We start from the raw sequence: 18,944 nt of genomic DNA on the forward strand, positions 1-18,944 counted from the left end.
TCAGCTTGGCAAATGCTGCTGATTATCCGGCATGACGGGAAGGGCGGCTACTGATCAACAGCGTCTGGTGGCCTGCAGGCCACCAGACGGTGCAAAGGGGCGGTGTTACTTGATGCGTTGACCAGGCTTGGCGCCGCTGTCCGGGCTGAGCAGGTAAATTTCTTCACCGCCAGGGCCGGCAGCCATCACCATGCCTTCAGACATGCCGAAGCGCATTTTACGCGGCTTCAGGTTGGCGATCATCATGGTCAGGCGACCTTCGAGCTCGGCCGGGTTCGGGTAGGCACTCTTGATTCCCGAAAACACGTTGCGTTGCTCGTCGCCAATATCCAGGGTCAGGCGCAGCAGCTTGTCGGCGCCTTCAACCGCTTCAGCCTTGAGGATCAGCGCTACGCGCAAATCCACGGCAGCAAAGGTATCAAACTCGATCTCTGCGGCCAGCGGCTCCTTGACCAGCTCGCCATTACCTTGTGGCGCAGCGCTGCCGGTGTCGGTTTGGCTGGCGACCAGGTCTTCTTTGGAAGCGTCGGTCATGGCCTGGACCTTGACCGGGTCGATACGGGTCAGCAGCGGCTTGAAGGCGTTCAGCGAGTGATTGGCCAGCAGCGTCTTGTGGTCGTCCCAAATCAGTGGTTCAACATTCAGGAACGCTTCTGCATCGGTTGCCAGTACGGGCAGGACCGGCTTGAGGAAGATGATCAACTGGCGGAACAGGTTGATGCCCAGGGCGCATACCGCCTGGACTTCCGCTTGCTTGCCTTCGACCTTGGCCATTGCCCACGGCGCCTTGTCGGCGATCCAGGCGTTGGCGCGGTCGGCCAGGGCCATGATTTCGCGCATGGCACGGGCAAAGTCACGGGCTTCATACGCTTCGGCAATGCTGGGTGCAGCGGCCAGGAAGGCTTCGGTCAGTTCGGGAGCCGCATTGCCCTCGACCATGACCCCGGCGTTGCCCTTGTGGATAAAGCCTGCGCAACGGCTGGCAATGTTAACCACTTTGCCCACCAGGTCCGAGTTGACCTTCTGAACGAAGTCTTCCAGGTTCAGGTCCAGGTCATCGACGCCACGACCCAGTTTGGAGGCGTAGTAGTAGCGCAGGTATTCCGGGGCCAAATGGTCCAGGTAGGTGCGGGCCTTGATGAACGTGCCGCGGGACTTGGACATTTTCTGGCCGTTAACGGTCAGGTAGCCGTGAACGTTGATGGCGGTCGGCTTGCGATAGCCCGCGCCTTCGAGCATGGCTGGCCAGAACAGGGCGTGGAAGTTGACGATGTCCTTGCCGATAAAGTGGTACAGCTCGGCGGTGGAGTCCTTGGCCCAGTACGCGTCAAAGTCCAGTTCAGGACGGCGTGCGCAAAGGTTCTTGAAGCTGGCCATGTAGCCGATTGGCGCGTCCAGCCATACGTAGAAGTATTTGCCGGGTGCGTCCGGAATCTCGAAGCCGAAGTACGGCGCATCACGGGAGATGTCCCACTGTTGCAGGCCGGTATCCAGCCATTCGGCGATCTTGTTGGCGACGGCATCTTGCAGGGCACCGCTGCGCGTCCAGCTTTTGAGCATGGCGTCGAAGTCGGGCAGCTTGAAGAAGAAGTGTTCGGAATCCTTGAGCACCGGGGTGGCGCCGGAAATCGCCGACTTCGGGTTCTTCAGGTCGGTTGGCGCGTAGGTGGCGCCGCATTTTTCGCAGTTGTCGCCGTACTGATCCTCAGTGCCGCATTTCGGGCAGGTGCCCTTGATGAAGCGGTCGGCCAGGAACATTTTCTTTTCCGGGTCGAAATACTGGGTGATCGAACGGGTGGCAATGTGTCCGGCTTCGCGCAACTTGATGTAGATCGCACTCGACAGCTCACGGTTTTCTTCGGCGTGGGTCGAATGGAAGTTGTCGAAGTCGACCAGGAAATCGGCAAAGTCGGCACTGTGTTCAGCCTTGACGTTGGCGATCAGCTGTTCAGGGGTGATGCCTTCTTTCTCGGCGCGCAGCATGATGGCCGAGCCGTGGGCGTCGTCTGCGCAGACATAGGTGCACTGATTGCCGCGAAGTTTCTGGAAGCGCACCCACATATCAGTCTGGATGTACTCAAGCATATGGCCAAGGTGAATGGAACCATTGGCATAGGGCAGGGCGCTGGTGACTAAGATATTGCGTGGCTCGGACATGGGGCTCGGCTACTTGATGAGACGGTGGTCGGCCACTATAAAGCGCCGGGCAATATATTTCACCCCGTGGCGGTGTATCTGATTGTTTGTGCTGTTTTTGACCGACTCAAAAGCCTGCTGCGGGTGGTTTATTACAGGTACGATAGCGGCCTGTTTTACTCAGTCTTTACGGGAGTTGCTCATGAGCGCAGTCAATCGCGCAGCGGTGGAGGCCGTCCTTCGCCAATACACCGACCCTTACATGAACCAGGATCCGGTCAGTGCCGGGTGCGTGCGCGCCATTGAGGTTCAGGGCGAGCGCGTCAGTGTTCAGCTTGAGCTGGGTTATGCCGCCGGTTTGTTCAAGAGCGGTTGGGCGCAAGTGTTGCAAATGGCCATTGAAAACATGGATGGCGTGACCTCGGCAAAGGTCGAGATCAGCTGCGTGATTGCCGCGCACAAGGCGCAGGCGCAAATTCCGGGCCTGGCCAATGTGAAAAACATCGTCGCCGTTGCCTCTGGCAAGGGTGGGGTCGGTAAATCCACCACTGCCGCCAACCTTGCGCTGGCACTGGCGCGTGAAGGCGCGCGGGTGGGGATCCTGGATGCGGACATCTACGGGCCAAGCCAGGGGGTGATGTTCGGTATTGCCGAAGGTACGCGGCCGAAGATCCGTGATCAGAAGTGGTTTGTGCCGATTGAGGCCCACGGTGTTGAAGTGATGTCGATGGCCTTTTTGACTGACGACAACACGCCGATGGTCTGGCGCGGCCCGATGGTCTCGGGTGCATTGTTGCAGCTGGTTACGCAGACGGCCTGGAATGATCTCGATTACCTGGTCATCGACATGCCGCCGGGCACAGGCGATATCCAGCTGACCCTGGCGCAAAAAGTCCCGGTGACCGGTTCGGTGATTGTCACCACGCCGCAGGACCTGGCCTTGCTGGATGCGCGCAAGGGTGTCGAGATGTTCCGCAAGGTGAACATTCCGGTGCTGGGCGTGGTGGAGAACATGGCAGTACATATTTGTTCGAACTGCGGTCATGCCGAGCATCTGTTTGGCGAGGGCGGTGGCGAGAAGCTGGCGACGCAGTATGGCGTTGAGGTATTGGCCTCGTTGCCGCTGTCGATGGAAATCCGCGAGCAGGCCGATAATGGCAAGCCGACGGCGGTTGCCGATCCGAACAGCCCGATTGCCTTGATCTATCAGGAGCTGGCCCGTCAGGTGGGGGCGCGTATTGTCCTGCAGGAGGCTGCTTCGCAGGCGATGCCAACCATTACGACCAGCGATGATTGATATTTAACAGGGCGCAAGGCCTCGTAGCAGCTGACGAGCTCTGCGAGGCTGCGTTCGGCTGCGCAGCAGTCGTTAATCCGATGCATGGGATATGGCTGAAACACCGAGGCTGAATGGTTTTGCGAGCGCTTCGCACTCGGACGTAGCCTCGCACTGCTCGTCAACTGCTACAAATGTGCAGGCATAAAAAAACCCCGCTTTTGAGGGCGGGGTTTTTTACTGGATCAGTACAAGTTAGATAACTTGAACTTCCTCAGCTTGCATGCCTTTCTGACCGCGAGTAGCGATGAAAGAAACCTGTTGGCCTTCTTTCAGGCTTTTGAAGCCGTCGGATTGGATTGCTTTGAAGTGAACAAACAGGTCGTCACCGGATTGTGGAGTGATGAAGCCGAAGCCTTTTTCATCGTTGAACCACTTAACGGTACCAGTTTGGCGATTAGACATGGTGTAACTCCTTGAACAAAGATAACTGCGACGCAGGAAAAGCCCTGGCCGAGACTGAGTGCAAAGAGCAGGAAAAATTCTTGGAGATGGTTGGATCGAAATTCAACATATCGTGTAGAGATTCTCAGTGACACAAGCAACACAGTGGCGCCACCTTAACGCTTTTTTCAGAACGTGCAAAGGGTCTTTGCGAAGGTTTCTCTAAAAACGTGACTGACGGTTACCCTCACACCCTGTATTCAGGGGATCCAACGCTATTTTCGATATTTTTTCCGCAGATTTTTGAACCGGGCCTTGGGGGGCGGTAAGATGCCCAACAGAATTTTCTACCTCGCTATTCAGGACACCCGCCATGAGCATCAAACCAGACAAGTGGATTCGCCGCATGGCGCAAGAGCACGGCATGATCGAACCTTTCGTCGAGCGTCAGGTGCGTGAAGAAGGCGAGAACCGTCTGATTTCCTACGGCGTATCGAGCTACGGCTATGACGTTCGTTGCGCAAACGAGTTCAAGGTCTTCACCAATATCAACTCGGCGACCGTTGATCCGAAGAATTTCGATGCGGGCAGCTTTGTCGATGTCACCAGCGACGTATGCATCATTCCGCCCAACTCCTTCGCCCTGGCGCGTACCGTTGAATACTTCCGTATTCCTCGTAACGTGCTGACCATCTGCCTGGGTAAAAGCACCTACGCACGTTGCGGCATCATCGTTAACGTGACGCCGCTTGAGCCTGAGTGGGAAGGTCATGTGACCCTGGAGTTTTCCAACACCACTACATTGCCGGCCAAGATCTACGCCAATGAAGGTGTGGCACAAATGCTGTTCTTCGAATCTGACGAAGAGTGTGAAGTGTCGTACAAGGACCGTGGCGGCAAGTATCAGGGCCAGCGCGGCGTGACCTTGCCTCGCACCTGACGAACAGCGGGAATTCTTGAGCGAAAATGCACTCTATGGAGTGTATTTCCGGTTACGCATCCAGCGAGCCGGATCATCGCTCAGGAGTGCCTCATGAAGATTGATCCGAGTATCCGCGCCCAACTGGCAAACCTTGAGCCCAATCAGGTAGGGCTGCTGGCGTGGTCTCTGCTGGCCTTTCCCCAGTTGCATGCAGGTGGCATCCCCGGCCAGCCTGACCCCGATACCCCACAACCGATCGAACCCGAACCGGGCGTGCCGACGCTGCCTGATGAGCCGCCACCTGCCCCGGTGGCCTGAGCCTGTCATGGCATCAAGGCGATAGCAGATAGCCGCTACGGTAGGCCTCACGGCCTGCCACATGGGCAATCACCATGCCGGCGGTGGCCATTCGCCTTTGAGAACGGGCGTATAGCAACCCTGCGCTGGAGCAATAAACCGGCGTGAGCTTGTCGCTGATCGGGTCAATGATTTCGGCTATGAGCTGACCTGCGCAGAGATATTCCCCGGGCTTGGCATTGAATACCAGCAGTCCGCCCACAGGCGTGGCCACCGGTTCTACACCGGCCAGGGGCGTCGCAGGGTAGAGGAGGGGCGGCAATGGCCTGGACTCTGCGTCAATCGCGCCAAAATCAATCAGGTAATCGATCAGCGCCTCACAATCGTGGTGCGCATGGCTGTGGTTGACGTCTGCCAGGCCGCGCAACTCGACGGTGACGGAAAAACTGCCCTGGGGAATAGGGTAACAATGGCCGAAACGTTGCTGTAATTGCCACCACAGCAGGGTGAAACACTCATCAAACGACAGCCCGCCGGAATCCGTGGCCAGCAGGCTGGCCTGGGCGCCCAGGTGGCGCGCCAACGGTTCGACCTGCAACCAGGCTTGCGGCGTGGTGTACAGGTGGACGACGGCTTCGTAGTCGCAATGCAGGTCCAGCACCATATCGGCATCGCAGGCCAGTGTTTGCAGGGTCAGGCGTTGCGAGTGCAGCTGTGTGCCCGGCACTTGTGCGCTGAGCAATTCTCGCAACTGGCGGCGAATCAACTGCAGGTTTTGTGCGGGATCGTCGCTGAGCTGGCTTTCAAGGGCGTCACCAATCTGCGTGCTCAGGTCCAGGAAGTTGCGGTTGAAGTTCTGCCCGCTTTGCAGTTCGTAGCGACCCAGCGGGATATCCATCACTATCTGCTCGAGGCCAGCCGGGTTGGCCACTGGCACGACGACGATCTCACTGAGCAAGCGCCCGGCCGCCTCCAGTTCTGAAAGGCGCTGCTTGAGGTGCCAGGCAACCAGCATTCCGGGCAACTCGTCCGCATGCAGTGAGGCCTGGATATAGATCTTGCCGCGTGGCCGGGCTGGCCCGTAATGAAAGCTGTGAATCAGCCGCTCAGTGCCTGGAACCGGTGCCAGCAAGGGATGAATTTGATGTCGCTGCATGGGAACGTCCTTGTGAGCCAGGGGGCTGGCCAGGCAGTGGTGCGCGAGCCCATCGCCCCAATCCAGGCACATGATGGGTGTCATGCAACTAAAGAATTACGCCGTATCAGCAAGCATAATCCCTCTCCCGATTTTGTGCAGGAGAGGGCTGCCAGTGGTTGGCGGTTACTTGCCTGGAACCAGGGTCAGGCGGGTTTTGCCGTAGGTTTTGTCGAAGTTTTGTGGCTGCATCGGGAAGCTGATGTACTGCCCTTTAAGCCACGGGTCAATGCCGTCGGTGTAGTGCGGGCTGGCCGGGTTGCTTGATTGGCCGGTGCTGTTTTGCCCGATCATCGGTTCGACCTGGCCAAAGTCGATGATCATGCGCATGGCCGGGATCTGCGTGACGGCGAAGTTTGTGCCGGCGAGGTTGTAGGCCGCCGTGTTGAGGGTGGTGTGATCGCCGCCGGCCATGACCGGGCCTCGCACGGGTTGGCCACTGGCGTTGCGCCACAGGTACTGATGCAGCTTGCCCCACTGCCAGGCCTTGTGATCGCTACCCATCAGGCTGTCACCGGTACTGATGGCAGCGGCGAGGGTGCGAGCGAGAATCGCTGGCTTGTCTTCTTTGGGGGCGGTGCGGGTGTCGTCCCAGAAAGGGCTGTCTTCGCGGCCCAGCAAATGATCGGCCACGGCCGGGTAAGACAGGTTGCTGTTGGCCACAAAGGCCTGCCAGCTGGCGCTGTTCTCAGGGCCGAGTTCATCAAGGAAAATCTGCCGGGTGCTTTCCTGCAAAAACAGTTCATAGAGCGCAGCATCCGCTGAGCCGGGGCTGAGCTTGCCATCAAAGCCCAGCAGTCGGCCGAGGGCTTCGCGGGCCTTGGCCTGGTCTGCTGCGGGCAAGGCAGCGATGGCCTGCTTGAGCGGCTGGGCCATGCCGGGGGCGGTGAACATGGTTTTCAGCTTGGCCGCGAACAGGGTGGTCTGGTCGTACTGCATGGCAATCATGCTGCGGGCGTCCTGCTTGCCGCTGCCTGCCAGTTGCGCAAGGCGTTCGCTGCGCTCAGGGGACAGCCACGAGTTGGACAGTTGCATACCGTAGCCATAAGCGGCTGTACGTTGGTTGGCGGCACCCAGCCAGCCCTGGACCGGGTCCTGGTCGTAGGGATGCAGCATCGGGTCGGCGTAACCTTCCCAATCGTAGCGGCCCTCCCAGCCCGGTGACGGGAACAGACCAAGGCCTTCGCGGCGGTTGGGGTACAGTCCGGTCACTTGCCAGCCGATATGGTTGGCGTCGGCGTACAGCAGGTTCAGTGCCACGGCGCGGATTTCGCGGCTGGCATCCGAGGCTTTTTCGCTGTTCTGCGCACGGGACAGGTCAAAAAACGCGTCGAGGGTTTTGTCGCCTTGCAGGTCCGGGGTTTGCAGGGCAAGCCCCAGGCTGCTGTTCAGGGCATTGGGGCTGCCCAGGGCGCTGTTGAGCAATGGCCCGTGGCGGGTTTCGTATACGACTTCGCGAATCGGCCGCTGGCCTTTGACGAAAAAGGTTTCGTTGCGCACTGTCGCTGGCAGCCACTTGCCGTTCGCCATGTAGTACAGGCTGCTGCCCTGGCGTTTGAGCTTCTCCAGGAACACATCCTGGTTATCGCCCATCGCCAGGCTCATGCCCCATGCCACCTTGCCGTTAAAGCCGGCAAACAGCGTCGGCAAGCCCGCAATGGTTGCCCCGGCAGCCTGGTATTTAGGGGCGCGAATCTGCACATAGCTCCATGCCGAAGGCACGCCTATGGGCTGATGGATATCGTTGGTCAGCAGGCTCTTGCCGCTGCGGCTGCGCTGTGGGCCAATGGCCCAGTCGCTGGATGCCGTAACGCCTGGCAGGCTCAGTTGTTTGACCTGCTCAAGGGCCTGGGTCACGCCGCTCAAGCCTTGCAGCTGGCTGCCCAGGGCCAGGCCCTTGAGCTTGTCGGCTTCGCTGGCGGGCAAGGCTTCGTTGGGGTAGGTGGGCATCAGCCAGGGCAGTTTGTCGGTGCCGACTTTTTGCGCCAGCGCCAGGGCGTTGAGCTCTTCTTGCAGGTTGGCTGACATGCCGAAGTTCAACAGGCTGAAAATCAGCGCCGAATCCTCGGGTTTCCAGTACTCGACCTTGTAGCTGGCCTGCGCCAGATCGGCCGGCAGTTTGTCGCGGTAGCGGAACAGGTAGGCGTTGACCCCGCGGGCGTAGACTTCGAAAAACTTTTTCAGGCGCGGTGATGCGCTTTTATAAAGCTCATCAGCGCTCTTTTTCAGATTGATGGTGCGCATCAACCGGTCGCTTTCCAGGGCGTCGACGCCGTTGAGTTCGGCCAGGCGGCCCTGGGCCAGCAAGCGCAAGCGCACCATCTGGCTGATACGGTCACCGGCATGCACATAACCCAGGGTGAACAGGGCGTCATGGAAGCTGCTGCTTTCGATCAGCGGCATGCCCTGGCTATTGCGGCGTACCGATACATTTTGCGCCAGGCCCTTGAGCGGTTGCACGCCGGAGGCTGGCACCAGGCTTTCAGAAGCAGGGTTGTTTATCTGGCAACCGGTCAGGCCCAGCAGGCTGACCACTGCCGCGGCAACGCCGAACCGGGGTAGATAGTGAATAAGGGCTGGCGAGGCCATGGCAAAGCTCCTGCGGGGGTGGTGTCATCGAAAGCCGCTACGTTAGTGAGGCCGATGACACCGTGCAAGCGCTATCTGTAGGCGTTGTCGCGGGCTGCGACAAGGTCTGCGGGGGCTTTAAAATCCCGGGGCCGCTGCGCGACCCATCGCAGCCTGCGGCAGCGGCTACATAGGGTTGATTTTATCCACCAGTGCGTAGGCACGTTGTGTAGCCGGGCGTGCCTTGACCCGCTGGAACCACGCCTTGAGCGCCGGGAAGTCATCCAGGTTCTGACCCTGCCATTCATGGGGCACGATCCACGGGTATATTGCCATGTCGGCGATGCTGTATTCGGCGCCTGCAACAAACTCGCGGCCTTCCAGCTGTTTGTTCAACACGCGATACAAACGGGCTGTTTCTTCGGTGTAGCGCTTGATCGCATACGGGATTTTTTCCGGCGCGAAGCGGTTGAAGTGATGGTTCTGCCCGGCCATTGGCCCCAGGCCGCCCATCTGCCAGAACAGCCATTGCAGGGCCATTTGCCGACCGCGCAGGTCCTTGGGCAGGAATTGCCCGGTTTTTTCCGCGAGGTAGAGCAAGATCGCCCCGGATTCGAACAAGGACAGCGGCTCGCCGCCGTCGGCAGGGGCCTGGTCGACAATGGCCGGGATGCGGTTGTTGGGGGCTATTTTCAAAAAGTCCGGAGCAAACTGTTCGTTCTTGCCGATATTGATCGGATGAACCTTGTAGGGCAGGCCAGCTTCTTCAAGAAACAATGAGACTTTGTGGCCGTTGGGCGTGGTCCAGTAATAAAGATCGATCATGAAGGGCTCCAGAAGGGAATGTTCACCCAGCGACTGACGGCCAACAGTGGCGCTTGTCGACTGTGGGCTGTCAGTTTTACTCCCAAAAGCGCGTCGGATGAAAGCCGCTCATGGCCTGTGAAGCGGATTTTTCATAAAGCAAAAACACAAACGCCGCACTGGCTCAAGGCAAGTGCGGCGTTTGCACAGCGTCCCGAGGGATCAGGCGCCGTGGCACTTCTTGAATTTCTTGCTGCTGCCGCACGGGCAAGGATCGTTGCGGCCAACGTCTTTCAGCTCGTTGCGCACTGGCTCCTGAGGCGCATGGCCGCAATGCGGGCCATGTACATGACCGTGATCGTGGTCATGGGTGTGGCCATGATCATGATCGTGGTTGCAGTCGGGGCCATGGACGTGGGGTTGTTGGGTCATTGCTTAATCACTCTGGAATAAAATCGCCGGGGATTATCTCGCCTTTGCGCGTCAGGTGCACGTCGTAACCGTAGAACAGGCCGGTTTGCAGTGTGCCTTCGAGCCGGTAGGGGATGGGCTGGTCGGGTGTTTCAAGCAATTTGACCAGCGGGCGCACCTGCGGCCAGAGGTTGGTGCGCACCGGGATCACATAGTCGGCGCTGCTTTTGGGTTGCACGCTGAACCAGTGCTCATTCTCGCCTTCAGTCAGCTTGATGCTACCCAGATACAGGGTATAGCTCAGGCCGCGCACGGTGAGTGTCGAGTCATTGGGGTTGTCGACCCGCATGTGCAGCTTGAAGCGCTGCTCCAGCAGTTTGGCCTGCACCAGCTCGACCTTGACCAGGTGTACGTCCGGGTCCTTGTCGGCCGAGTCGAACCAGGAGGTGCATCCCGACACCGTCAGCAGCATGGCCAGGGCGATGGTTTTTATTGTTCGAGCCCGCACGTCCATTGTTTAACCCTCAGAGTCCAGCCTATTGGCCGAAAAAGCCGGCACAGCATTTTTTGAATTTCAGCCCGCTGGCGCATGGGCAAGCATCGTTGCGTCCGACCTTGAGCGGCACGGTGGGGTCGATGAAGTACCAGCGCCCGGCGCTTTGCACAAAGGATGAGCGCTCGCGGTGGCTGTGCTCGCCATTGGCGTCGTGCCAGCGTGCAGTAAAGGTCACAAAGGCGTGTTCCGGCTGGCCGCCGAACACTTCGCTGCTTTCAACAGTCAAGCCCAGCCAGGTGCTTTGCGCACTCCAGTCAGCCATAGCCTGGCGATCCAGCCCGGCTTGCTGCACAGGCAGGGTGGTGGTCACCAGGTAGTCGACAAGCCCCAGTACATAGGCGCTGTAGCGTGAGCGCATGAGGGTTTCTGCGCTGGGGGCCGGGTGCCCTGCATGGTAGTGGCCGCAACAGGCGTCCAGCAGATTACCGCTGGCGCAGGGGCAAATGGATGTGCTCATCGGGTTACCACCAATACTTGCCAAAGTTTTCCGGGTTGGCCCAAAACCTGGCATTGAGCCAGTCGGGTACTTGTTTGTACTCGCGCAAGTCATAAGTAAAGAGTGTCAGTACTTGGTCGTCACGCTGAAAACGCTCATTACTTTGTAGGGCTAGGGCGAAAAAGTCGGTTTCTTTCCAATTGCAGGCTGTGAGATCCGCCAGCACGGCAAGGCGGCTGGCATTCAGGTTGCGAATGCCGCCCAGCAATTGCAGCCCGCTGTTTTTGGGCAAGTGTTCCAGGCAGTCGATCACCAGTGCCAGGTCAAAGCGCTGTGCTGCAAGATCGGCGGGCAACGGGCCGGGCGCGGCGCGGGCCACCTTCGCCTCGGGGTGTGCTGCCTCAAAGGCGGCCAGGGCCGGAAAGCTGCCGGCGCCGACCACGAGCAGGCGCTGTGGCGCATAACGGTCAAGCAATGCCGCCAGTGCTTGCTGGGGCGTGCGTGTAGAAATACCGGGGGTCATTGAAGGTCCTCACTTGGAGCGTCCAAGACTAGCCTGCGCAAGCCGCGCGGCCTAGTGGGCAGTTGCCGCTACGGTCACTTTGCTGGCGCATACCCTGAGCGCAGTCTTTACTTTGCGTTGCATCGGCCAAACGCCGACCCTCAGGAGAGACCCCTTTATGAGCATCATCAGAACAGCAGTACCTCTGGTTGTTCTCACCAGTGTATTAACGGGCTGTGCCGGGTTGCAAAAAACCGACTGGCCCACCTGTGCCGCAGTCGGCGGCGTGGGCGGGGCGGCGTTGGGCGCGATAAACAGCTCGGCCTGGGCCGGGGGCGGGGCCTTGTTTGGTGCAGGCATGGCGGCGGCGTACTGCTGGGTTCACGGTGATGGCGATGCGGATGGCGATGGCGTCATGGACAGTCGCGACAAATGCCCCGACACCCCTAAAGGCGTGGCAGTCGACGCGACGGGTTGTCCGATAGTGGCGGTGGTCGTGGTTGAAAAGGTAGTGATCAAGGAAGAACTCATCGTCGTGCGTGATGTGAATTTCGAGTTCAACTCCGCTCGCTTGACGGCTGCCGACAAGGACAAACTCAATGCCCTGGCCGCCCGCCTGAAAAAGGACGCTGCCAATGCCCGCCTCAAGGTCACCGGCTACACCGACAGCGTGGGCAACGAAGCCTACAACCTGAAGCTGTCCAAAGAACGCGCTCACTCAGTGGTCGAGTACCTGATCGACAGCGGTGTGCCGCGCAGCCAGTTTATTGCCGTAGAGGGTGGCGGTGAGTCGAACCCTGTGGCCAGCAACCAGACCCCTGAGGGCCGCGCCCAGAACCGGCGTACCGAGATTCTGATCATTCGTTGAGCCTGGCGCGCCGCGGTTTTGTCCTGGCATGGCGAAATCGCGGCGAATCTTTTTATAACGGTCTATGGCGCCTTGCTTGTACAAGCCGTTAATGTGCGCTCAAAGAACAGGCTAAAGGCGGATATATGAAGGTGCTCTGGGGGCTGGGTAAGGCATTGACCCTGATTTTTTGGGCTGTAGTGCTGAGCAATCTGTACCAGCCGTTGATCAACCCGTTCGATGTGTTGGTCAACCTGGTTGCCAGCCTGTTGCTGCTGACCCATGTGCTTGAGGTGCTGTTCTACACGACCCGCCTGCAAGGCCGTCGCCATCCCTGGCGTGACCGTCTGTTGATTCTTGTGTTTGGTTTTTTTCACGCTCACAGCCTTTCTGCCTCCCACGAACGAGATGCCAGCCATGCGTAAGTTATGTTTGTTGGCTGCCTTGTGCAGCCCTTTTGCTCACGCCGAGGTGGTCTCGGTTGAAGCCAACTCGATGATGCGCCTGCCCGCGAACGCCAGTGCATTGCGCCTGGAAAAACTCGATGTGGCCGACTACGGCACGTTATTGATTCCGGCCGGCATTACCCGGGTCGAGATCGACCAGTTGCATCTGGGCCGTGAAGCCCGTATCACCATTGTTCCTGCCGAGCGCGGCATCGAGCTGCGGGTGGCGCGTGCCGATCTGGGCGAAGGCAGCCAGATCAATGCGCGCGGCGCCAGCGGAACCTTCGAGAAGCCTGCGCGGCCAGCGCGGGATCTGAACCTGCGCATCGAGTCACTGCAAGCGCCGCAATTGTCCATCGATGCGCGTGGCGGTACGGGCGCGCCGGGGTTTGCCGGGCTTGATGGCGGCAATGGCGAAGAGCCAGGCTGCACCTGGGGCGCGGCGGGCTCCGGAGCCAATGGCGACAATGGTGGCAACGGACAACCCGGTGCTGCGGGCGGGCAGGTGCGGGTTGAACTGCCTCGCGACTACCCGGCCGAGCAGGTCAGTGTGCGGGTTGACGGCGGTGCCGGTGGTAAACCGGGCGAGGCCGGACGCGCAGGTGCAGGCGGCAAGGCCAAGGGCTGTGTGGTGTATCGCACCGATGGTGGCAAGTCCGGCAAGCCGGGCCTGGCCGGGCAGGCCGGTGACGTGGGTACAGCGGGCGCGGTGACTATCCAGCGGTTGTAACCTGTGCAGAACACACGACATCCGTAGCAGCTGCCGAAGGAACGAGGCTGCGTCCGGCTGCGAAGCAGTCGCTAAATCAGGTATTAAGGTATTTCAGTTAAAGCCGGTTCTCAGGGCTTACGACCGCTTCGCGCTCGAACGCAGCCTCGTTCCTTCGGCAGCTGCTACGACTATTCGTTATTTAAAAACTCGGCCGTGCCGCCGCAATTGCCACCAGCGCCAGCCCCACAATAAGGTTGCACCCCACCAGCCGGCGAATCCGCCCCATCACCGCTGCACCCGCCGCCCATTCCTGGGCATCGACGGCCTTGCGCAACTCAGGCAACTGCAGCGATTGAATGCGGATAAACAGCGCCACCATCACGATGTACAAGCCCATCATGATCTGCACATAGCGTGGCGCCGTTTCAAAACCGTTGAAGCGCATTTGCAGAAGACCCACACCGCTGATCGGTAAAACCGCTACCGCGATCCACACCCACACAAAAAAACGCTGAAACACTTCTACCCACAGTTTTAACCGTGCCGGGCCTTCAAGGGCCGTGACAGCCGCCGGGCGCAGGATCATCCAGGCGAAAAACATGCCGCCTACCCAAATCAGGGCAGCCAATACATGCAGACTGTAGGCAAGGGCAAAGGCGGTCATTGAGGTACTCCGTTCGGCGCGGGATGAATTAGCGGGGTATGATAGCGGTCATTCGAACCACTGAAAATTTATCCAGCGTTTCTTGCGCCCGAAGAACCATGATTAGTACCGAACTCAAAACCCAGATCCAGGGCGCATACTCGCGTTTTCTCGAATCCAAGAGCCTCAAGCCCCGTTACGGTCAGCGTTTGATGATCGCTGAAGTGGCCAAGGTGCTGGGCGATATCGACACCGACGAAGAAAACCACCGCAGTGGCGACCCGGCTGTGGTCGCTGTAGAAGCGGGCACTGGCACCGGCAAGACCGTGGCTTACTGCCTGGCCGCCATTCCGGTGGCCAAGGCCGCAGGCAAGCGGTTGGTGGTAGCCACCGCGACAGTCGCCCTGCAGGAGCAGATCGTCTACAAGGACCTGCCCGACCTGATGCGCAACAGCGGGCTGAACTTCAGCTTTGCCCTGGCCAAGGGGCGCGGGCGCTACATGTGCCTGTCCAAGCTCGACATGCTGCTGCAAGAGGGCCACGCGCAAACCGCGACGGCGCAGCTGTTCGAGGAAGAAGGCTTCAAGATCGAAGTCGATGAAGCCAGCCAGAAGCTGTTTACCAGCATGATCGAAAAGCTGGCCGGCAATAAGTGGGACGGCGACCGCGACAGTTGGCCCCAGGCCCTTGAGGATCAGGACTGGGCGCGCCTGACCACCGATCACAGCCAGTGCACCAACCGCCATTGCCCCAACTTTGGCCAGTGCGCCTTCTACAAGGCCCGCGAAGGCATGAGCAAGGTCGATGTGATCGTCACCAACCACGACATGGTCCTGGCTGACCTTGCCTTGGGCGGCGGAGCGGTATTGCCCGATCCGCGTGACACGGTCTATGTGTTCGACGAAGGCCATCACCTGCCAGACAAGGCCATTGGCCATTTTGCCCATTACACCCGCTTGCGCTCCACCGCCGACTGGCTGGAGCAAACCGCCAAGAACCTCACCAAACTGCTGGCCCAGCACCCGTTGCCGGGCGACCTGGGGCGTTTGCTGGAGCAAGTACCGGAGTTGGCCAAGGAGATCAAGGCCCAGCAACAGTTCATGTTCAGTGCCTGCGAGCAAATTGCCGACTTCAAAGTCGGTGAGGAGCCCGAAGGCCGCGAGCGTCCGCGCCACCGCTTTATTGGTGGCTTGATTCCCGATCACTTGCGTGAAATGGGCATCGAGCTGAAAAAAGGCTTTTCGCGCCTGACCGACCTGTTCACCCGCCTGACCGAAATTCTCAAGGACGGCATGGACGGTGAGGTGAATATCGGCATCACCAGCAACCAGGCTGAGGAGTGGTATCCGCTGTTTGGCAGTTTGCTGTCCCGTGCCCAGGGCAACTGGGAGTTATGGACCGCCTTTACCGTTGAAGACCCGGAAGATAACCCGCCCATGGCGCGCTGGCTGACCCTGGCTGAAAGCGGTTCGTTGTTCGATATCGAGGTCAACGCCAGCCCTATCCTGGCCGCCGAGATGCTGCGTCGCAATTTGTGGAACGTAGCCTACGGCGTGCTTGTCACCTCGGCCACCCTGACGGCACTGGGCACCTTTGACCGCTTCCGCATGCGCGCGGGCCTGCCCAAGGCCGCCGTGACGGCCGTGGTGCCAAGCCCGTTCCATCACGCTGATGCAGGTGTGCTGCGGGTGCCGGACCTCAAGGCCGACCCCCGTGACGCCACCGCCCACACGGCGGCGATCATTCGTGAGTTGCCCGCCCTGGTCGAAGGCTCGCGGGGCACGCTGGTGCTGTTTTCATCGCGCAAGCAAATGCAGGATGTGTTCGACGGCCTGGAGCGCGACTGGCGCAAGCAAGTGTTTATCCAGGGCAACCTGTCCAAGCAGGAAACCCTCAACAAACACAAGGCGCGGGTCGATGGCGGGGAGTCCAGTGTGTTGTTTGGCCTGGCCAGTTTTGCCGAAGGCGTGGATTTGCCCGGTGCCTACTGCGAGCATGTGGTGATAGCCAAGATCCCGTTCTCGGTGCCCGATGATCCGGTTGAAGCGGCACTGGCCGAGTGGATCGAAGCCCGGGGCGGCAACCCTTTCATGGAGATCTCGGTGCCCGATGCCTCGCTCAAGCTGGTACAGGCATGCGGGCGTCTGCTGCGTACCGAACAGGATCGCGGCACCATTACCTTGCTGGACCGGCGCCTGGTCACCCAGCGCTATGGCAAGGCGATCCTGAATGCACTGCCGCCGTTTCGGCGCGAAATTTCTTAAGTGCGAGTCGGCGTTATCGCCGGCTTTGCTGTCTATGCTTTGACTTTCACCACCTCACAGGCCGTTTTTCGGCCGTTTGGGAGAACCAGATCCATATGATTCGCCGTTCGCTGTCTGCTGTTTTTGCGTTGCTGGTCACGACTCCGCTGTTGGCGGCGCCGGCTGGCCAACAAACCCTGTTCAATTTCGTTCGCCCCGCCGATGTGGTGCAAGTGGCGACCACGGATGCGAGCCTGCCGCAATACAATGCGGAGCAAACGGCCGAAGGCGAAGTGCTGCGTCGCGTCACCTTCAACCCGGCGGCTGCGCCCAGCCTGCGCCTGACGCCGCAAACCGGGGTGTGGGACTGGTCGCAGTCGGGGATGATGACCCTGCGTATTCAGAACGCCATGAACTGGGCGCTGACGCTCGATGTGACCGTGCAAAGCAGCAACGGCAAAACCCTGACCAGCCGGGTCGACCTGCCTGCCGGCCCGGCGCAAACCCTGTTGTTGCCATTGAAAGCCAACTCGCCCCACAGCCAGGGCATGCGCGCCGGGCCACCGATGCCGATGACGCTTGATGGCCAGCGCATCCTGCTGGCCAGCAGCCAGGGTGAAATCGACCTGAGCCAGGTGGTCTCGGTGAGCCTGTCGATACCGCAACCGAATGCTGCGCAGAGCATTCTGCTGGAGCGCTTTGGCGTGCAGGACGGTGAAGGTGTCATCAAGGCTGTGTACGGTGCGATCGTCGACGGCTATGGCCAATCGACCCGCGCCAGGTGGCCGGAGCGTGTTGCCAATGACGAACAGCTCAAGGCCGCGGCCGCCAAAGAACAGCAGCAACTCAAGGGCTGGCTGGCCGGGCGTGCGGACCAGGACAAGTACGGCGGCTGGCTCAAGGGTGCCGGGTTCGAGGCGACCGGGTTTTTCCGCACGGAAAAGCGTAATGGCCGCTGGAACCTGATTACCCCCGAAGGCCACCCGTTCTACTCCCTGGGCCTGAATGCCGTGACGGCCAATGACAGCCAGACCTATGTGGCTGGCCGCGAATGGATGTTCACCGATTTGCCCCATGACGGCGCCCCGCTGGCCAGTTATTACGGCAAGGCGAACAACAACAGCGGCAATGCCTCGACCCAGGGGCGTGGCTTTGATGCCGGGCGCTGGTATGACTTCTATGGCGCCAACCTGCAACGGATTTACGGCGAACCCTGTGCCGATGCGCCAGCCGGGGCGGCCACTCAACCTGCCAGCCCGTGTGCGGCGCAAGCCTTTGATGCCAAGCGTTGGCAAACCCGTACCCTGGACCGTCTACAGGCCTGGGGCTTCAATACCATCGGCAACTGGAGCGACCCCGAACTGGGCCTCAATGACCGCGTGCCTTACACCCTGCCGCTGTCGATTGTCGGTGACTACACCAGCATCAGCACCGGCACCGACTGGTGGGGTGGCATGCCCGACCCGTTTGATCCGCGCTTTGCCATGGCTACCGAGCGTGCCGTGGCCATTGCCGCCCGCGACCACCGCGATGATCCCTGGCTGATTGGTTACTTTGCCGACAACGAACTGGCCTGGGCCGGCCCCGGTAATGATGCAAAATCGCGCTATGCGTTGGCCCTGGGCACTTTGCGCATGACCACCGATGTACCTGCCAAGCGTGCCTTTCTCAAGCAACTGCGCGACAAGTATCGCAACCAGCAGGGCCTGTCCAAGGCCTGGGGTGTTGAAATCCCGGCGTGGGAACTGATGGAAGACCCTGGTTTCGAAGGGCCTTTGCCCAACGCCGAGCACCCTGAAATCGAAGCGGATTACCAGTACTTCCAGAAAGTCTTCGCCGATACCTACTTCAAGACCATTGCCGACTCGCTGAAGTGGCATGCGCCCAACCACTTGTTGCTGGGCGGGCGCTTTGCCGTCAGTACCCCGGAGGCCGTGGCCTCCTGTGCCAAATACTGCGATGTACTGAGCTTCAACTTCTACACCCTGCAACCGCAGGACGGTTATGACTTCGCCAAACTGCGCGAGCTGGACAAACCGGTGATGATTACCGAGTTCAACTTCGGCTCCCGTGACCGTGGCCCGTTCTGGGGCGGTGTTACTGAGGTGGCCAATGAAGAGGCGCGTGGTCCGGCCTACAGCAAGTTCCTCAAGCAGGCAGTGGCAGAACCGTCGATTGTCGGCGTGCACTGGTTCCAGTACCTGGACCAGCCGGTCACCGGGCGCTTGCTCGATGGTGAAAATGGCCATTTCGGCATGATCGGCATCACCGATTTACCGTTTACCGGTTTTGTCGACAGCGTGCGCAAGGCCAACCTGCAGGCCCTCGACCAACTGGGCCAGGAGGCCGCCAAGGCCCAGGCCGAAGCCGAGAAGTCGGTTAAAGCCCCTGTGCATGCAACCGACGACGGCAGCGGCGGGCGCTCTGGCGCAGGGCATGCAGGCGGTCACTCCGGTAAGGGGCACTGATTTTCCGACCCGATAGGCGGCGGTGTATTTCGTCGCCC

The 18,944-nt window shown here is 59.9% G+C and carries 18 protein-coding genes; 8 read left to right on the forward strand and 10 right to left on the reverse strand.

The annotated features are described in order from the left end of the window. Positions 1-105: 105 nt before the first annotated feature. A complete protein-coding gene (gene metG / locus AB3G35_RS08045; RefSeq protein WP_369782476.1) occupies positions 106-2,157 on the reverse strand; it encodes a methionine--tRNA ligase in 2,052 nt (683 codons plus the stop codon). 181 nt (positions 2,158-2,338) lie between these two features. Here metG and apbC point away from each other — a divergent pair, with 181 nt between their 5' ends. Next, positions 2,339-3,433 (forward strand): iron-sulfur cluster carrier protein ApbC, encoded by a 1,095-nt coding sequence (gene apbC / locus AB3G35_RS08050; RefSeq protein ID WP_016779706.1) that lies wholly within the window; start codon positions 2,339-2,341, stop codon positions 3,431-3,433. A 234-nt stretch (positions 3,434-3,667) separates the two neighbouring features. Here apbC and AB3G35_RS08055 read toward each other — a convergent pair whose 3' ends face one another. Beyond that, positions 3,668-3,877: a cold-shock protein gene (locus AB3G35_RS08055; protein ID WP_002554837.1), complete on the reverse strand. Its 210-nt coding sequence runs from the start codon at positions 3,875-3,877 to the stop codon at positions 3,668-3,670. Between the two features lie 352 nt (positions 3,878-4,229). On the opposite strand from AB3G35_RS08055, the gene dcd reads away from it, so the two are divergent. Together dcd and AB3G35_RS08065 are read left to right on the forward strand one after the other, a co-directional pair. Further along, positions 4,230-4,796: a dCTP deaminase gene (gene dcd, locus AB3G35_RS08060; protein WP_016779707.1), complete on the forward strand. Its 567-nt coding sequence runs from the start codon at positions 4,230-4,232 to the stop codon at positions 4,794-4,796. Positions 4,797-4,889: 93 nt separating this feature from the next. Further along, positions 4,890-5,096: a hypothetical protein gene (locus AB3G35_RS08065; protein WP_016779708.1), complete on the forward strand. Its 207-nt coding sequence runs from the start codon at positions 4,890-4,892 to the stop codon at positions 5,094-5,096. Between the two features lie 13 nt (positions 5,097-5,109). Here AB3G35_RS08065 and AB3G35_RS08070 read toward each other — a convergent pair whose 3' ends face one another. From AB3G35_RS08070 to AB3G35_RS08100, 7 genes are all read right to left on the reverse strand, one after another. Beyond that, positions 5,110-6,231: a succinylglutamate desuccinylase/aspartoacylase family protein gene (locus AB3G35_RS08070; RefSeq protein WP_369782484.1), complete on the reverse strand. Its 1,122-nt coding sequence runs from the start codon at positions 6,229-6,231 to the stop codon at positions 5,110-5,112. Positions 6,232-6,396: 165 nt separating this feature from the next. Next, complete coding sequence (locus tag AB3G35_RS08075) at positions 6,397-8,859, reverse strand: penicillin acylase family protein (RefSeq protein WP_369782485.1); 2,463 nt, start codon at positions 8,857-8,859, stop codon at positions 6,397-6,399. Between the two features lie 165 nt (positions 8,860-9,024). Continuing rightward, positions 9,025-9,663, reverse strand: a complete 639-nt coding sequence (locus AB3G35_RS08080; RefSeq protein WP_016779711.1) for a glutathione binding-like protein — start codon at positions 9,661-9,663, stop codon at positions 9,025-9,027. A 201-nt stretch (positions 9,664-9,864) separates the two neighbouring features. Continuing rightward, positions 9,865-10,074: an SEC-C metal-binding domain-containing protein gene (locus tag AB3G35_RS08085; protein WP_086795965.1), complete on the reverse strand. Its 210-nt coding sequence runs from the start codon at positions 10,072-10,074 to the stop codon at positions 9,865-9,867. Positions 10,075-10,081: 7 nt separating this feature from the next. Next, positions 10,082-10,567 carry an LEA type 2 family protein gene (locus tag AB3G35_RS08090; RefSeq protein ID WP_016779713.1) on the reverse strand — a complete coding sequence of 162 codons (486 nt, stop codon included), beginning with the start codon at positions 10,565-10,567 and terminating at the stop codon, positions 10,082-10,084. A 22-nt stretch (positions 10,568-10,589) separates the two neighbouring features. Then, positions 10,590-11,066, reverse strand: a complete 477-nt coding sequence (locus tag AB3G35_RS08095; RefSeq protein ID WP_086795967.1) for a YchJ family protein — start codon at positions 11,064-11,066, stop codon at positions 10,590-10,592. Positions 11,067-11,070: 4 nt separating this feature from the next. Next, complete coding sequence (locus AB3G35_RS08100; protein ID WP_016779715.1) at positions 11,071-11,568, reverse strand: DUF6231 family protein; 498 nt, start codon at positions 11,566-11,568, stop codon at positions 11,071-11,073. A 157-nt stretch (positions 11,569-11,725) separates the two neighbouring features. On the opposite strand from AB3G35_RS08100, the gene AB3G35_RS08105 reads away from it, so the two are divergent. From AB3G35_RS08105 to AB3G35_RS08115, 3 genes are all read left to right on the forward strand, one after another. Further along, the gene (locus AB3G35_RS08105) at positions 11,726-12,415 is read left to right on the forward strand and encodes an OmpA family protein (RefSeq protein ID WP_016779716.1); all 690 of its coding nucleotides are present in this window, start codon (positions 11,726-11,728) and stop codon (positions 12,413-12,415) included. A gap of 125 nt (positions 12,416-12,540) precedes the next feature. Continuing rightward, the gene (locus AB3G35_RS08110) at positions 12,541-12,819 is read left to right on the forward strand and encodes a DUF1145 domain-containing protein (RefSeq protein WP_016779717.1); all 279 of its coding nucleotides are present in this window, start codon (positions 12,541-12,543) and stop codon (positions 12,817-12,819) included. Then, positions 12,812-13,570: a collagen pro alpha-chain precursor gene (locus AB3G35_RS08115; RefSeq protein ID WP_086795969.1), complete on the forward strand. Its 759-nt coding sequence runs from the start codon at positions 12,812-12,814 to the stop codon at positions 13,568-13,570. Before AB3G35_RS08110 ends, AB3G35_RS08115 begins: the two co-directional genes overlap by 8 nt. A gap of 181 nt (positions 13,571-13,751) precedes the next feature. Here the strand turns inward: AB3G35_RS08115 and AB3G35_RS08120 are convergent, their stop codons facing one another. Then, positions 13,752-14,216, reverse strand: a complete 465-nt coding sequence (locus AB3G35_RS08120) for a CopD family protein (RefSeq protein ID WP_134049430.1) — start codon at positions 14,214-14,216, stop codon at positions 13,752-13,754. 98 nt (positions 14,217-14,314) lie between these two features. Here AB3G35_RS08120 and dinG point away from each other — a divergent pair, with 98 nt between their 5' ends. Together dinG and AB3G35_RS08130 are read left to right on the forward strand one after the other, a co-directional pair. Then, a complete protein-coding gene (gene dinG / locus AB3G35_RS08125) occupies positions 14,315-16,459 on the forward strand; it encodes an ATP-dependent DNA helicase DinG (RefSeq protein WP_016779720.1) in 2,145 nt (714 codons plus the stop codon). 95 nt (positions 16,460-16,554) lie between these two features. Then, complete coding sequence (locus AB3G35_RS08130; RefSeq protein WP_016779721.1) at positions 16,555-18,906, forward strand: beta-galactosidase; 2,352 nt, start codon at positions 16,555-16,557, stop codon at positions 18,904-18,906. Positions 18,907-18,944 lie beyond the last annotated feature (38 nt).

The organism is Pseudomonas sp. WC2401 (assembly GCF_041200115.1).
Classification (GTDB): Bacteria; Pseudomonadota; Gammaproteobacteria; order Pseudomonadales; family Pseudomonadaceae; genus Aquipseudomonas; species Aquipseudomonas fragi.